This is a genomic window from Stutzerimonas stutzeri, from assembly GCF_019090095.1.
GTDB classification, from domain to species: Bacteria; Pseudomonadota; Gammaproteobacteria; order Pseudomonadales; family Pseudomonadaceae; genus Stutzerimonas; species Stutzerimonas stutzeri_AN.
In genome coordinates this window covers 1,706,985-1,721,607 of sequence record NZ_JAGQFP010000002.1, presented here as the reverse complement: position 1 = coordinate 1,721,607, position 14,623 = coordinate 1,706,985, and the positions used below count along the sequence as shown (strand labels likewise).

Here is a 14,623-nt window from a genome sequence, read left to right as displayed (position 1 = left end):
TCCTTACAGCTGTACGCCAGAGAATGACATGAAGCCTAGCGACATCAGGCCGATGGTGATGAAGGTGATACCCAGTCCCTGCAGCCCCTCCGGTACGTCGCTGTACTTGAGCTTCTCGCGGATGCCGGCCAGCAGCATGATCGCCAGTGCCCAGGAAGCGCCGGAGCCGAAGCCGTACACCGTACTTTCGGCAAGGTTGTAGTCCCGCTCGACCATGAACAGGGTGCCGCCCATGATGGCGCAGTTCACGGTAATCAGCGGCAGGAACACGCCCAGCGCGTTGTACAGACTCGGTACGTACTTATCGAGGAGCATCTCGAGGATCTGCACGATGGCCGCGATCACGCCGATGTAGCTGAGCAGACCCAGGAAGCTGAGATCCACTTCCGGCAGGCCTGCCCACGACAGCGCACCGGCCTTGAGCAGGTAGGTGTAGATCAGGTTGTTGGCCGGGACCGTGATGGCTTGCACCACGATCACCGCGATGCCGAGGCCAATCGCGGTTTCCACCTTCTTCGAGATCGCGATGAAGGTACACATGCCGAGGAAGAAGGCCAGCGCCATGTTCTCGATGAACACGGCACGGACGAACAGGCTGATGTAGTGCTCCATTAGTAAGCCTCCTTGCTCGAGACCTGCGGCGCCATCTTGAACGACGGCTTCTCGACCTGCTCTTTCTTCCAGCTACGGATGCCCCAGATGAACAGACCGATCAGGAAGAACGCCGATGGTGGCAGCAGCAGCAGACCGTTTGGCTGGTACCAACCGCCATCGTTGACCACTGGCAGAATGGTGTAACCCATCAGCTTGCCGGCGCCGAACAGCTCGCGAACGATGCCGAGCGCGATGAGCATTGCACTGTAGCCGAGCCCGTTACCCAGGCCGTCGAAGAACGACAGCACCGGTGGGTTCTGCATGGCAAAGGCTTCCGCACGCCCCATCACGATGCAGTTGGTGATGATCAGACCGACGAATACCGACAGCTGCTTGGACAGCGAGAAGGCATAAGCCTTGAGCACCTGATCGACCACGATCACCAGCGAGGCAATGATCACCATCTGCACGATCATGCGGATCGAGCCCGGGATCTGGCTGCGGATCATCGAGATGAACAAGTTGGAAAACGCCACCACCAGCGTCAGCGCAACGGACATTACCAGTGCGGTCTTGAGGTTGGAGGTGACCGCCAGCGCCGAACAGATCCCGAGGATCTGCAGGCCGATGGGGTTGTTGTTGAAGACCGGATTGAACAGGACTTCTTTGATAGTAGGTTGCGACATGGTCAAGCCTCCCCAGCGCGCAGGTTAGCGATAAATGGACCGAATCCGTTCTCGCCCAGCCAGAAGTGCAGCAGGTGGTTCACCCCGTTGCTGGTCAGGGTCGCACCGGCCAGAGCGTCGACCTGATGGTCGGCACGCGGGCTCTGCGGATCGACACCGCCCTTGACCACCTGAATGGCCAGTTTGCCGTTCTCGCTGAACAGCTCTTTACCCTTCCACAGGCCGCGCCACTTGGGATTGTCCACTTCGCCGCCGAGACCCGGGGTCTCGCCATGCTGGTAGAAACCCAGCCCTTCGACGGTGTTGAGGTCGCCCTTGACAGCCATGAAGCCATAGAGAGTCGACCACAGACCATAGCCACGCACCGGCATGATCAGCGTCTCGAGCTGACCATTTTCTTCGACGGTGTAGACGACGCTGTAGCGCTCGCGACGCTTGATCGAGGCAATATCTTCCTCGCCCGGCAGTGCTTGCGACAGCTGCGGGTCCTTGGCGGCAACCAGAGGGTCAAAGGTATTCGGATCGAACTCGTCGCTGTATTTACCGGTTTCCAGATCAACCAGCTTGGCAACGATACGCTCCTTATAGAGCGCTTTTACCTGCTTGGCGGACATGCCCGCCTCACCCAACCCAGCGATCGCCAGGATGCTGCGCTGCTTATCCAGCTGGCGGTTCTCCAGCTGTGTCGGACGTAGCGCGACCGCCGCGCCCGCAACGAACACCGAGCAGACCAGGCAGACCAGCAGGGCCACAACCAGCGTGCGAACGGTGGATTCTTTTTGACTAGACATTACGTGCCAGCCTCCGCTTGATATTGGCCTGGATGACGAAGTGGTCAATCAACGGTGCGCACAGGTTGGCGAACAGAATGGCCAACATCATGCCCTCCGGGAACGCCGGGTTCACCACCCGGATGAGTACCACCATCACGCCTATCAAGATGCCGAAAGCCCATTTGCCCGAATTGGTCATCGACGCGGAAACCGGATCGGTCGCCATGAAGATCAGGCCAAAGGCAAACCCACCCACCACCATGTGCCAGTACCACGGCATGGCGAACATTGCGTTGGAATCGGAGCCGATCAGATTGAACAACGAGCTGAGCGCGATCATGCCGACCATCACGCCTGAAACGATGCGCCAGGAAGCGATCTTGGTCATCAGCAATACGGCGCCGCCGATGAAGATGGCCAGCGTACTGGTCTCACCGATCGAGCCGTGAATGGTGCCCAGGAAGGCGTCCATCCAGGTAATGCCGCTGGCAATCACGTTTTCCATCCCGCCAGCGAAGCTCAGGCTGAGCGCCGTTGCGCCGGCAAAACCATCGACCGCTGTCCAGACCGCATCGCCGGACATCTGCGCCGGGTAGGCGAAGAACAGGAATGCACGGCCAGTCAGTGCCGGATTGAGGAAGTTCTTCCCGGTACCACCGAAGATTTCCTTGCCGATCACGATACCGAAGCTGATGCCCAGCGCGACCTGCCACAGCGGAATGCTCGGCGGCAGCGTGAGCGCGAACAGCACGGAGGTGACGAAGAAGCCTTCGTTGACCTCATGCTTGCGGATGGAGGCGAACAGCACCTCCCAGAAGCCGCCGACGATGAACGTCACCGCGTAGACCGGTATGAAGTACGCCGCGCCCTGGATGAAGTTATCCCACAAGCTGTTCGGATCGAAACCTGCCAGTGCGCTGATCAGCGCCATACGCCAGCCTTCCTGTGCTGCGAGCAGGTCCGGGCTCTGGGCGTAGATCAGGTTGGCCTGATAGCCGGTGTTCCACATCCCGAAGAACATCGCCGGGAAGGTGCAGAGCCAGACCGTGATCATCATCCGCTTGAGGTCGATGCCGTCGCGTACGTGTGCGGTGGTCTTGGTCACGCTGCCGGGACGATATAGAAAGGTGTCCGCGGCTTCGTAGAGTGCATACCACTTCTCGTACTTGCCGCCCTTCTCGAAGTTGTGCTCGATCTTGTCGAGGAATTCGCGAATGCCCATTCCTTACCCCTCCTTCTCGATGCGAGTCAGGTTGTCCCGCAGGATCGGGCCGTATTCGTACTTACCGGCGCACACATAGGTGCACAGCGCCAGATCTTCTTCGTCCAGCTCCAGGCAGCCGAGCTTCTGTGCGACCTCGGTGTCGCCGACGATGAGCGAACGCAGCAACTGCGTCGGCAGCACGTCCAGCGGCATGACTTCCTCGTAGTTGCCGACCGGCACCATGGCCCGCGGGCTACCGTTGGTAGAGGTGGAAAAAGCGAACTTCTTGCCCCCCATCAGCTTGGAGATATAGATGTTGAGGATCGAATGCTTGTCACTACCGGCGCGCAGGTAATGCAACATCTCGCGCTCCTTACCCTCACGCAGGCAGGACACCTGCTGGTGATAGCGACCGAGGTAGGCGAATGCACCATGCGCCGTACGGCCACCGAGCACCGAGCCGGACACGACGCGATTGGCGCCGGGCTGCAACTCGCCAGCTGTCAGCTCATCAAGGCTCGCGCCCAAACGCGTGCGCACCAGGCGTGGCTTTTCGACCACGGGCCCGGCAAGCGACACCACCCGCTCGACCGACAGGCGGCCAGTGGTGAACAGCGCACCGATCGCGATCACGTCCTGATAGCCGACCGTCCAGACGCTCTTGGTGGCGCTGACCGGATCGAGGAAGTGGATATGGGTGCCAGCCAGACCGGCCGGGTGCGGACCGGCGAAACTTTCAACGGTTACCTTGGAAAGCTGCTCGCCCGGTAGCGAAACGCCCTCGGCCTTGCACAGGAACAGTTTGCCAAGATTGCCGAGTACCTGCAGGCCCGCTTCGAATTCAGCCGCACGCTCGCCGATGATTACGGCAGGATCGGCAGCCAGCGGGTGCGTATCGATTGCGGTGACGAAAATGGAGCTGGGTACGGCATCGATAGCCGGAACCTTGCTGTACGGACGCGTCCGCAACGCCGTCCAGAGGCCGGAACGCTGCAGGTTCTCACGTACCGGGGCATCACCGAGCCCTTCGAGCTGACCGGCAGCGTACTGGCTGAACGTCTCTTCGTCCGTGCCATCCAGATCGATGACGACCGACTGCAGAACGCGCTTTTCGCCGCGATGGACGGCACTGACGACACCCGCGCCGGGCGCTGTGAAAACGACCCCTGGGGTCTTCTTGTCGGAGAACAGCACCTGCCCCAGCTTGACCCGATCACCGGCCTGCACTTCCATGGTCGGCTTCATGCCAGGGTAGTCAAACCCCACGACGGCGACGCTTCGCACGGGCCTTCCAGCCTCGATACGCTGCGCCGGCGCACCTGCAATGGGCAAATCAAGCCCACGTTTTATATTGATCATCGGTTCGCTAACCACTGATTTAGAAGACTTTTTTACGGGCCGCGCGGCTTGGCTAAAGTCGAATTGCACAACGCGCACCGATGCGTTATCGGCGCGACGCTATGCCGCGGGCCCAGGTAGAAATCCGCCCGATTATAGAGGTCGTGACCCTTGACTGACCACCCAAGGTCTTTCAATTTTTTGACTAACGACAAGCGCCGCCAAACGGCCAACTATTGACGCAGCCAGGGAAAAGCCGCTGATGCTCGAGCCGAATCGAGCCCTTGGAATGCAAAACGGGAGCCTAGGCTCCCGTTTGCTTACGGCCGGATACCTCAGTGCGGGAAGGCGGGCGGATTGACTCCGGCCATGTCTTCCATCACGCGAACGACCTGGCAGCTGTAACCGAATTCGTTGTCGTACCAGACGTAGAGGACGACGCGGTTATCGCTACAGATGGTGGCTTCGGCATCGACTACGCCCGCATGGCGCGAGCCAACGAAATCACTGGAAACAACTTCCTGGGAATTGACGAAGTCGATCTGCTTCTGCAGATCCGAATGCATGGCCATCTGGCGCAGGTACTCGTTGATCTCCTCCCGCGTGGTGGCCTTCTCCAGGTTCAGGTTCAGGATGGCCATGGACACGTTGGGCGTCGGAACGCGGATGGCGTTACCGGTCAGTTTGCCCTTGAGCACCGGCAGTGCCTTGGCCGCAGCGGTCGCCGCCCCCGTCTCGGTGATGACCATGTTCAGCGCCGCGCTACGTCCACGGCGGCTGCCCTTGTGGAAGTTGTCGATCAGGTTCTGGTCGTTGGTGTAGGAATGCACCGTCTCCACGTGACCGTTGACGATGCCGTACTGGTCATTGACCGCCTTGAGCACTGGGACGATCGCGTTGGTGGTGCAGGACGCCGCAGAGATGATCTTGTCATCGGCGGTAATGTCGCCATGGTTGATGCCATGCACGATGTTCTTCAGCTCGCCTTTGCCTGGCGCGGTCAGGACCACGCGGGCAACGCCCGGGCACTTGAGGTGCTGGCTGAGACCCTCGGCATCACGCCACTTACCGGTGTTGTCGACCAGCAGCGCGTTTTCGATTCCGTACTGGGTGTAGTCCACCGACGACGGATCGTTGGAATAGATCACCTGGATCAGGTTGCCGTTGGCGGTGATGGTGTTGTTCTCGGCATCGATATGAATGGTGCCGTCGAACGGACCATGCACCGAGTCGCGGCGCAGCAGGCTGGCACGCTTGACCAGATCGTTGTCGGCGCCCTTGCGCACGACGATCGCGCGCAGACGCAGACCATCGCCACCACCGGTCTTTTCGATCAGGATGCGCGCCAGCAACCGGCCGATGCGACCGAAGCCATAAAGCACCACGTCGGTGCCCTTGTGCACGCCGGTGGTGTTGCGCTTGTCGGCAACTTCGGCCAGTTCGTCACGGACGAACTGGTCGAGGCTGCGACCGTTACCCTCGGCCTTGAACTTGCCCACGAGCTTGCCCAGGTCGACGGACGCCGCGCCCAGGTTCATGTCGGCCATGGTGGTCAGGATCTGATGGGTTTCATTGACGCTGAGTTCGGCCTCGTCAGCCTGGCGGTGACGAGCGAATCGATGTGCCTTGAGCAATGCGATGACCGAGCGATTGATCAGACCGCGGCCATAGATGGAAGTCACCACGTTGTTGTTACGATACAGCTGACCAATCAGCGGAATCATCGCTTCGGCGAGGGCTTCTCGATCAATCCATTCACCAAGACACTGGTCGGGCTTCTGAGTCACGGGCAGTTCCTTCCAACATGTAGGGGCTGATAAAAAGGGCTACATTATGCCGGCGCACCCTAGCCCCGGCAATCTGTGCAGCGGAAACACTGACAGCGCGCCGCGCGGATAGTTACAATCCGGGCGGTCCATTTTTTCGACCGGAGCCACGCCCACTCGTGTCCGTATTGCGCCTTCCGCCCCTGCCTGCCGCCAGCGGCAAGCAAACCTGGGGCAACCTTCCTGGAGCCGCGCTGAGCCTGGCAATCGCCGAAGCGGCCAGCAACGCAGAGCGATTCACTCTTCTTCTTACGGCCGACAGCCAGAGCGCCGAGCGCTTGCAGGACGAGCTCGCGTTTTTTGCGCCCGAATTGCCGGTGCTGCACTTCCCCGACTGGGAAACCCTGCCCTACGACGTTTTTTCGCCGCACCAGGACATCATTTCGCAACGAATCGCAGCGCTCTATCGGCTGCCCGAGCTGACCCATGGCGTTCTGGTAGTCCCCATCACCACGGCGCTACACCGACTGGCACCGAAGCGCTTTCTGCTCGGTTCGAGCCTGGTGCTCGACATTGGCCAGAAGCTCGACGTCGAACAGATGCGCACACGGCTGGAAGCGGCCGGCTACCGCTGCGTCGATACAGTTTACGAGCACGGCGAGTTCGCCGTGCGCGGCGCGTTGATCGACCTGTTCCCGATGGGCAGTGCTCTGCCCTACCGCATCGACCTGTTCGATGACGAGATCGAAACGCTGCGTACGTTCGATCCGGAGAATCAGCGCTCGATCGACAAGGTCGAGTCGATCCGCCTGTTGCCGGCGCGCGAATTTCCGGTCCGCAAGGAGTCGGTCACCGGCTTCCGGGCGCGCTTCCGGGAACGCTTCGATGTCGACTTCCGCCGCTGCCCGATCTATCAGGACCTGTCCACCGGCATTACGCCGGCCGGTATCGAGTACTACCTGCCGCTGTTCTTCGACGAGACCTCCACGCTCTTCGATTATCTGCCCGAAGACACCCAGGTGTTCTCCATGCCCGGCATCGAGCAGGCCGCCGAGCACTTCTGGAAGGACGTGCGCAACCGCTACGAAGATCGCCGCGTCGATCCCGAGCGGCCCCTGCTGCCGCCGGCCGAACTGTTCATGCCGGTGGAGGATTGTTTCACTCATCTGAAAACCTGGCCACGGGTGGTGGTCAGCCAGGACGACGTCGAGACCGGAATCGGCCGCGAGCGATTCCCGGCCAGCCGTTTCCCGGAACTGGCCATCGACGCCAAGGCCAGCGAACCCCTGGGCGCACTGCGGCGCTTCCTGGATGAATTCTCCGGCCGTGTGCTGTTCACCGCCGAATCGGCCGGCCGTCGCGAGGTGTTGCTGGAGCTACTGGCGCGCTTGAAGTTGCGGCCGCAGGAGGTCGGCGGGTGGTCGGAGTTCGTCGACAGCAAGGAACGGCTGGCGATCACCATCGCACCGCTCGACGACGGCTTGCTGTTGCAGGACGTGGCGCTGATCGCCGAAAGCCCGTTGTTCGGCCAGCGCATCATGCAACGCCGTCGCCGCGAGAAGACCCGCGACGCCGGCGAGAACGTCATCAAGAACCTCACCGAGCTGCGCGAAGGCGCGCCGGTGGTGCATATCGACCACGGCGTGGGTCGTTATCAGGGCCTGGTCACGCTGGAAATCGAAGGCCAGGCCGCCGAATTCCTCATGCTGCAGTACGCCGAGGAAGCCAAGCTCTACGTACCGGTTTCCAGCCTGCATCTCATCGCCCGCTATACCGGAAGCGACGACGCCCTGGCCCCGCTCCACCGCCTGGGTTCGGAAACCTGGCAAAAGGCCAAGCGCAAGGCTGCCGAGCAGGTCCGCGACGTGGCGGCCGAGTTGCTCGACATCTATGCGCGCCGCGCCGCGCGCGAAGGCCATGCCTTCGCCGATCCCCAGGTCGACTACGAAACCTTCAGCGCCGGCTTCCCCTTCGAGGAGACGCCGGACCAGCAAGCGGCCATCGAGGCCGTGCGCAGCGACATGCTGGCGGCCAAACCCATGGATCGCCTGATCTGCGGCGACGTGGGCTTCGGCAAGACCGAGGTGGCCATGCGCGCCGCCTTCATCGCTGTGCACAGCGGCAAGCAGGTCGCCGTGCTGGTGCCCACCACCCTGCTTGCCCAGCAGCACTACAACAGTTTCCGCGACCGCTTCGCCGATTGGCCGGTGCGCGTCGAGGTGATGAGCCGCTTCAAGTCGGCCAAGGAAATCCAGGGCGCGGTGCAAGAGCTGGCCGAAGGCAAAGTGGACATCCTCATCGGCACGCACAAGCTGCTGCAGGACGACGTCAAGTTCACCAACCTGGGCCTGGTGATCATCGACGAGGAACACCGCTTCGGCGTGCGCCAGAAAGAACAGCTCAAGGCGCTGCGCAGCGAAGTCGACATTCTCACCCTTACCGCCACGCCGATTCCGCGCACCCTGAACATGGCCGTCGCCGGCATGCGCGACCTGTCGATCATCGCCACGCCCCCGGCGCGCCGGTTGTCGGTGCGCACCTTCGTGATGGAGCAGCAGGACGCGGTGATCAAGGAGGCGCTGCTGCGCGAGCTGTTGCGCGGCGGCCAGGTCTACTACCTGCACAACGACGTCAAGACCATCGAGAAATGCGCCGCCGATATCGCTGCCCTGGTGCCGGAGGCGCGGATTGGCGTCGGCCACGGGCAGATGCGCGAACGCGAGCTCGAACAGGTGATGGGCGACTTCTATCACAAGCGCTTCAACGTGCTGGTGGCCTCGACCATCATCGAGACCGGCATCGACGTGCCGAGCGCCAACACCATCATCATCGAACGCGCCGACAAGTTCGGCCTGGCGCAGCTCCACCAACTGCGCGGCCGCGTCGGGCGCAGTCACCACCAGGCCTATGCCTATCTGCTGACGCCGCCGCGCAAAGCGATGACCGACGACGCACAGAAGCGTCTGGAAGCCATTGCCAATGCGCAGGATCTGGGCGCGGGCTTCGTGCTGGCCACCCACGATCTGGAAATCCGCGGTGCGGGCGAGCTGCTGGGCGATGGCCAGAGCGGCCAGATCCAGGCGGTCGGCTTCACGCTGTACATGGAAATGCTCGAGCGTGCGGTCAAGGCGATCCAGAAAGGCGAACAGCCGAACCTCGACCAACCGCTGGGCGGCGGCCCGGAGATCAACCTGCGGCTGCCGGCGCTGATCCCCGAGGATTACCTGCCGGACGTGCACGCACGCTTGATTCTCTACAAACGCATTGCCAACGCGACCGACGAAGACGGCCTCAAGGAGCTGCAGGTCGAAATGATCGACCGCTTCGGCCTGCTGCCTGAGCCGACCAAGAACCTGGTCCGCCTGACGCTGTTGAAACTGCACGCCGAGCAGCTCGGTATCACCAAGATCGACGCCGGTCCACAAGGCGGTCGGATCGAGTTTGCCGCCGACACCAAGGTCGACCCGATGGTGTTGATCAAGCTGATCCAGAGCCAGCCCAAGCGCTACAAGTTCGAAGGCGCGACAGTGTTCAAGTTCCAGGTGCCGATGGAGCGACCGGAGGAGCGTTTCAATACCCTCGAAGCCTTGTTGGAGCGCTTGTCTTCGGGCAAGCCGTAAGCATGGCTTCGACTCGCTCGCTCACGCGGTTCGGTGCGCCGAACGATGCCTGCTAGCTTCGCGCACGGGTTGCCCGATGCCTGGCGACTGCCGTTCTCCGAGAACGCACTGACCCGGGGGCAGCAGTACGCCGCTGAGCAGCGCATCAGCGTACTGCGTCAGGACGCGCGCTTCGCGGAGTCCACCTGCCGCGGCTCGGGCGGCAGTCTGTACCGACAGTCGCTGCAACTTTCTCGCGACGGCAGGCTGAGTTGCGTATGCAGCTGCCCGGTCGGCATCAACTGCAAGCACTGCGTGGCGCTCATCCTGACCCTGGAGCAACAGGCCGAGCCGCTTCCGTCAGACGATCAGACCAGCAGCGGCTTCACCGGAACGCTGGAGCGCTGGCTGTCGCAGCTGCCGCAAGCGCTGAGCGACGAGCAGCAGGCAAGCCAGGGCTGGTGCGTTCATTACCGGTTGTCCGCGGATGTGCAGCTCGAGGTCTACCGGGTGCGCCTGCACAAGGATGGCAGCTGCGGTGAGCGACAGCCCTACTACGGTTTTCGTGAGGCCAGCTTTCGCCAGCCGGGCTTCATGCAGCCGCTGGACCTGCGCATTGCAGCGCTCGTCGCCCTGAGCCGGGCGTCCGGCAGCGGCTTCATGCTCAGTGGAGAAAACGGCGGCGAGACACTGCGCCTGGTTCTGGACACGGGCCGTGCGTTCCTCGCCTGGAACAGGCCACCGCTGCAGCCAGGCCGAAGCCGGCGGGCACGATTCAACTGGAGCCAGCAACCCGATGGCTCCTTTCAGCCCAGCCTGGACATGGCGGACCAACCCGCCGCCTTACTGACGGGTGTGAACCCGCTGTATTACCTCGACGACGCGCAGAACGAGATCGGCCTGGTCGACCATGGCCTGCCGGCGCCCTTGGCGCGCCACCTGCTCGACGCGCCGGCGGTCCCCTCGGCCCAGGCGGCGCTGTTCAGCCTGACGCTGCACGAGATCGCCCCTCAGCTGCCGGCGCCGGCCAAGCCCGAGCAGCGCGAGGTCGATGACATCCTGCCCATCGCAAGGCTGGCCCTGGGCAGCCACCATTCGGTCAACTACCAACCGGGCAGCGGCCGCATGGTCGGCGAGTACCAGCACCGCGCCGGCCTCAGCTTCGTCTATGGCACGACCCCGGTACACGGCAAGGCCAAGGCCGGCGAGCGTGTACGGCAGACCGAGGGCACCCGCGTGCTGAGCATGGCGCGGCGGCCGGAGGCCGAACAGACACTGCGCCAGCAGATGAAACAGCTGGGCTTTCGCCCGGCGCTGCGCCAGAGCCAGGCCTTGCCCAAGGACTCAGCGGAGATGTTCGAGCTGCCCAACGAGGCGGCCTGGCTGCATTTCACCCAGACGCAATTGCCGCAACTCCGTGAGCAAGGCTGGCAGATCGTTCTGCAGCCCGGCTTCGCCTACGACCTGACGCCGGTCGACGCCTGGTATGTCGAACTGGACGAAGCCGCCGAAGGCAGCTGGTTCGATCTGGAGCTGGGCATCATCGTCGAAGGCGAGCGAATCAGCCTCCTGCCGGTCCTGCTCGGGCTGATCCGGCGCAGCCCGGCGCTGCTATCGCCTCAGGCGCTGGCGCAGCGCGGCGACGACGAGACCCTGCGCGTCCAGCTCGACAAAGGTCGCGCCGGTGACGAGGCGCCGCTGCAAGTCCTGCTGCCCTTCGGGCGTCTGAAACCCATCCTCGCCACGCTCTCCGAGCTCTACCTGCGCGAGCAGTCGGGCGCGGAGCCACTGCGCCTGGAACACGCCGATGCGGCCCGGCTGGCGCAACTCGATTCGCTGGAGATGCAGTGGCATGGCGGCGAGCACCTGCGCGATTTCGCCCAGCGGCTACGAAACTATCGGCAACAGGCCGTCACGCTGCCGAGCAGCCTGAATGCCGAACTGCGCCCCTACCAGCTGGACGGCCTGCGCTGGATGCAGACACTGCGTTCGCTCGGCGTCGGCGGCGTGCTGGGCGATGACATGGGCCTGGGCAAGACACTGCAAACCCTCGCCCACCTGCTGGTGGAGAAGGAATCGGGGCGCATGGATCGACCTTCGCTGGTGGTCATGCCGACCAGCCTGATTCCCAACTGGCAGGACGAAGCCGAGCGGTTCGCCCCAACCCTGAAGGTCGCTACCCTGCACGGCTCGGCGCGCCAGCAGCAATTCGAGCGTCTCGAGGAATACGACGTGCTGCTGACCACCTACGCCCTGCTGCCCCGCGACATCGAACGGCTCGCGGACACACCGTTGCACGTCCTGGTCCTCGACGAAGCGCAGAACATCAAGAATGCCCGCAGCAAGGCGGCCCAGGCAGCCGGGCGGCTGAACGCTCGTCAGCGCCTGTGCCTGACCGGTACGCCGCTGGAAAATCACCTGGGCGAACTCTGGTCGCTGTTCCACTTCCTCATGCCCGGCTGGCTGGGCGACGCCAAGCGCTTCACCCGCGAGTACCGGACCCCGATCGAGAAGAACGGCGACAGCGACCGCTTGCAGCATCTCACCGCCCGCATCAAGCCGTTCCTGCTCAGACGTCGCAAGGAGCAGGTGGCCCGCGAGCTGCCGGCCAAGACCGAAATGCTCCATTGGGTCGAGCTGAGCCCGGCCCAGCGTGATTTCTACGAAACCGTACGGCTCGCCATGGACAGCCGGGTTCGCGCGGAAATCGACAGCAAGGGCCTGGCGCGCAGCCAGATCGTCATCCTCGACGCGCTACTCAAGCTGCGCCAGGTGTGCTGCGACCTGCGCCTGGTCAAGGAAGACCTGACCAAGCCCGCACGCGGCAGCACCTCGGGCAAGCTCGATAGCCTGATGCAGATGCTCACCGAGCAGCTGGCCGAGGGTCGCCGCATCCTGCTGTTCTCCCAGTTCACCTCGATGCTGGCGCTGATCGAAGAGGAGTTGCGTGCCCATGCCATCGACTACGTGCAGATCACCGGCGACACCCAGGACCGGCGTACCCCGGTCCGGCGTTTTCAGAATGGCGACGTGTCGCTGTTCCTGATCAGTCTCAAGGCCGGCGGCACCGGCCTGAACCTGACCGCCGCCGATACTGTGATCCACTACGACCCCTGGTGGAACCCCGCGGCGGAAAACCAGGCGACTGACCGCGCCCATCGCATCGGCCAGGACAAGCCGGTGTTCGTCTACAAGCTGATCGCCCGCGATACGGTCGAGGAAAAGATTCAACAGCTGCAACGCCGCAAGGCGGAACTGGCGGCGGGCATTCTGGATGCCGGGAACTCCGCCGGCTGGCAATTGGATCCTGCCGATATCGACGCGCTGTTCGCTCCGCTGCCCTAGGCTCTGTACGAAAAGTCATCGAGCGAAGGTCAGGCAAGGCGAAAACGCTCGAAGAAGCGCGGTTTACGATTGTAAATGAGTGTTCTGAGAGTGATTTCAACGCAGCATCACCGAGCGCAGGCACTTTTCGTATAACGCTTAGGAATGACCGATGCGCCGACTGGTTACCCCCGCCGATTTCGACCGCGTCTATGACATCTACATGCATGACGAGGTGGTGCCCTATCTCGGCTTCGATCACATGCCGCGCGAAGCCTTCGGCCGGGTCTTCGACCCCTTGTTCGACAGCGGGTGCTTCTACGTGTACGAGCTCGAGCACCGGGTGCAGGGTTTCTACAAGGCGCAACGGCATATCGGCCGCGCGGCGCATGTCGCCTATATCGGCACCCTGGCCGTGGCGCCAGAGGTCAAGGGACGCGGCGTGGCCAGGGCGATGTTCGAGGATGCCATCGCCCGGTTGCGTCGCGCCGGCATTCGCAGAGTCGAATTGACGGTCGAAGCGGACAACCCGCGCGCCATCGCGTTCTATCAACGCTTCGGTTTCAGCCACGAAGGCACCCAGCGTGCCGCCTACAAGCGCGCCGACGATGACGGCTACGTGGACGAACTCATGTATGGATTGCTGCTGAACGACTGAGGCGGGTGGTGCGCAGCGCCCGGTATCGACCGCGGGCGCTGCGTCGGACGATCAGCCCTTGAGCTTGACCGTAGTCTGGGCCACCAGCTCGCCCTGATAGCGGGCGATGGTCAGTTCCTTCGTCGATGGCTGACGCGAGCCGTCACCACCGGCGATGGTCGAGGCCCCATACGGCGTACCGCCATTGACCTGGGAGATATCGAAGAACTCGCCGATGCCATAACCGGTGGGCACGATGATCATTCCGTGATGCGCCAGTGTGGTCCAGGTCGAGGTGATGGTCATCTCCTGGCCGCCTCCGGTCCCCGTGGAGGTGAACACGCTGGCGACCTTGCCGTGCAGTGCGCCTTTGGCCCAGAGCCCGCCGGTCTGGTCGAGGAAGTTGCGCATCTGTCCGGACATGTTGCCGAAGCGAGTCGGCGTGCCGAAGATGATCGCATCGTAATCGGCCAGCTCCGCGGGGCTGGCGACCGGTGCCGGTTGATCGACCTTGCCGCCGGCATTCTTGAACGCCTCCTGCGGCATGGTTTCCGGCACCCGCTTGACCGTGACTTCAGCGCCGTCGACCCGACGTGCGCCTTCGGCTACCGCGTGGGCCATGGTTTCGATGTGGCCGTACATCGAGTGATACAGCACGAGAATCTTCGCCATCTCTGTTGCCTCCTGGTTGGATTGTGTTCC

10 protein-coding genes are annotated in these 14,623 nt (G+C 62.8%); 3 read left to right on the top strand and 7 right to left on the bottom strand.

Going from position 1 to position 14,623, the window contains the following annotated elements:
• Nucleotides 1-3: 3 nt before the first annotated feature.
• The 6 genes from nqrE to KVO92_RS17600 all read right to left on the bottom strand — a co-directional run bounded on the left by nqrE (nucleotide 4) and on the right by KVO92_RS17600 (nucleotide 6,382).
• Nucleotides 4-612 carry an NADH:ubiquinone reductase (Na(+)-transporting) subunit E gene (gene nqrE, locus KVO92_RS17625; RefSeq protein ID WP_021206512.1) on the bottom strand — a complete coding sequence of 203 codons (609 nt, stop codon included), beginning with the start codon at nucleotides 610-612 and terminating at the stop codon, nucleotides 4-6.
• Complete coding sequence (locus tag KVO92_RS17620) at nucleotides 612-1,286, bottom strand: NADH:ubiquinone reductase (Na(+)-transporting) subunit D (RefSeq protein ID WP_217476828.1); 675 nt, start codon at nucleotides 1,284-1,286, stop codon at nucleotides 612-614. Before KVO92_RS17620 ends, nqrE begins: the two co-directional genes overlap by 1 nt.
• Nucleotides 1,283-2,071, bottom strand: a complete 789-nt coding sequence (locus KVO92_RS17615) for a Na(+)-translocating NADH-quinone reductase subunit C (protein WP_217476827.1) — start codon at nucleotides 2,069-2,071, stop codon at nucleotides 1,283-1,285. Before KVO92_RS17615 ends, KVO92_RS17620 begins: the two co-directional genes overlap by 4 nt.
• Nucleotides 2,064-3,275: an NADH:ubiquinone reductase (Na(+)-transporting) subunit B gene (locus KVO92_RS17610; RefSeq protein WP_217476826.1), complete on the bottom strand. Its 1,212-nt coding sequence runs from the start codon at nucleotides 3,273-3,275 to the stop codon at nucleotides 2,064-2,066. The genes KVO92_RS17615 and KVO92_RS17610 overlap by 8 nt, the downstream gene beginning before the upstream one ends.
• A 3-nt stretch (nucleotides 3,276-3,278) precedes the next feature.
• Complete coding sequence (locus tag KVO92_RS17605) at nucleotides 3,279-4,616, bottom strand: Na(+)-translocating NADH-quinone reductase subunit A (protein WP_217476825.1); 1,338 nt, start codon at nucleotides 4,614-4,616, stop codon at nucleotides 3,279-3,281.
• Nucleotides 4,617-4,930: 314 nt separating this feature from the next.
• Nucleotides 4,931-6,382, bottom strand: a complete 1,452-nt coding sequence (locus KVO92_RS17600; protein WP_217476824.1) for a glyceraldehyde-3-phosphate dehydrogenase — start codon at nucleotides 6,380-6,382, stop codon at nucleotides 4,931-4,933.
• 158 nt (nucleotides 6,383-6,540) lie between these two features.
• Here KVO92_RS17600 and mfd point away from each other — a divergent pair, with 158 nt between their 5' ends.
• The 3 genes from mfd (at nucleotide 6,541) to KVO92_RS17585 (ending at nucleotide 13,942) form a co-directional block, all read left to right on the top strand.
• Nucleotides 6,541-9,981 carry a transcription-repair coupling factor gene (mfd, locus tag KVO92_RS17595; protein WP_217476823.1) on the top strand — a complete coding sequence of 1,147 codons (3,441 nt, stop codon included), beginning with the start codon at nucleotides 6,541-6,543 and terminating at the stop codon, nucleotides 9,979-9,981.
• Nucleotides 9,982-10,026: 45 nt separating this feature from the next.
• Nucleotides 10,027-13,305 (top strand): DEAD/DEAH box helicase, encoded by a 3,279-nt coding sequence (locus KVO92_RS17590; RefSeq protein WP_217476822.1) that lies wholly within the window; start codon nucleotides 10,027-10,029, stop codon nucleotides 13,303-13,305.
• 151 nt (nucleotides 13,306-13,456) lie between these two features.
• A complete protein-coding gene (locus tag KVO92_RS17585; RefSeq protein WP_217476821.1) occupies nucleotides 13,457-13,942 on the top strand; it encodes a GNAT family N-acetyltransferase in 486 nt (161 codons plus the stop codon).
• A gap of 51 nt (nucleotides 13,943-13,993) precedes the next feature.
• Here the strand turns inward: KVO92_RS17585 and wrbA are convergent, their stop codons facing one another.
• Nucleotides 13,994-14,593, bottom strand: a complete 600-nt coding sequence (gene wrbA, locus KVO92_RS17580; RefSeq protein ID WP_217476820.1) for an NAD(P)H:quinone oxidoreductase — start codon at nucleotides 14,591-14,593, stop codon at nucleotides 13,994-13,996.
• Between the last annotated feature and the right edge of the window lie 30 nt (nucleotides 14,594-14,623).

Coding starts and splice junctions, on each gene's coding strand:
- KVO92_RS17585 (WP_217476821.1), top strand. CDS start 13,457: ATGCGCCGACTGGTTACCCCCGCCGATTTCGACCGCGTCTATGACATC.
- KVO92_RS17610 (WP_217476826.1), bottom strand. CDS start 3,275: ATGGGCATTCGCGAATTCCTCGACAAGATCGAGCACAACTTCGAGAAG.
- KVO92_RS17590 (WP_217476822.1), top strand. CDS start 10,027: ATGCCTGCTAGCTTCGCGCACGGGTTGCCCGATGCCTGGCGACTGCCG.
- KVO92_RS17605 (WP_217476825.1), bottom strand. CDS start 4,616: ATGATCAATATAAAACGTGGGCTTGATTTGCCCATTGCAGGTGCGCCG.
- KVO92_RS17615 (WP_217476827.1), bottom strand. CDS start 2,071: ATGTCTAGTCAAAAAGAATCCACCGTTCGCACGCTGGTTGTGGCCCTG.
- wrbA (WP_217476820.1), bottom strand. CDS start 14,593: ATGGCGAAGATTCTCGTGCTGTATCACTCGATGTACGGCCACATCGAA.
- nqrE (WP_021206512.1), bottom strand. CDS start 612: ATGGAGCACTACATCAGCCTGTTCGTCCGTGCCGTGTTCATCGAGAAC.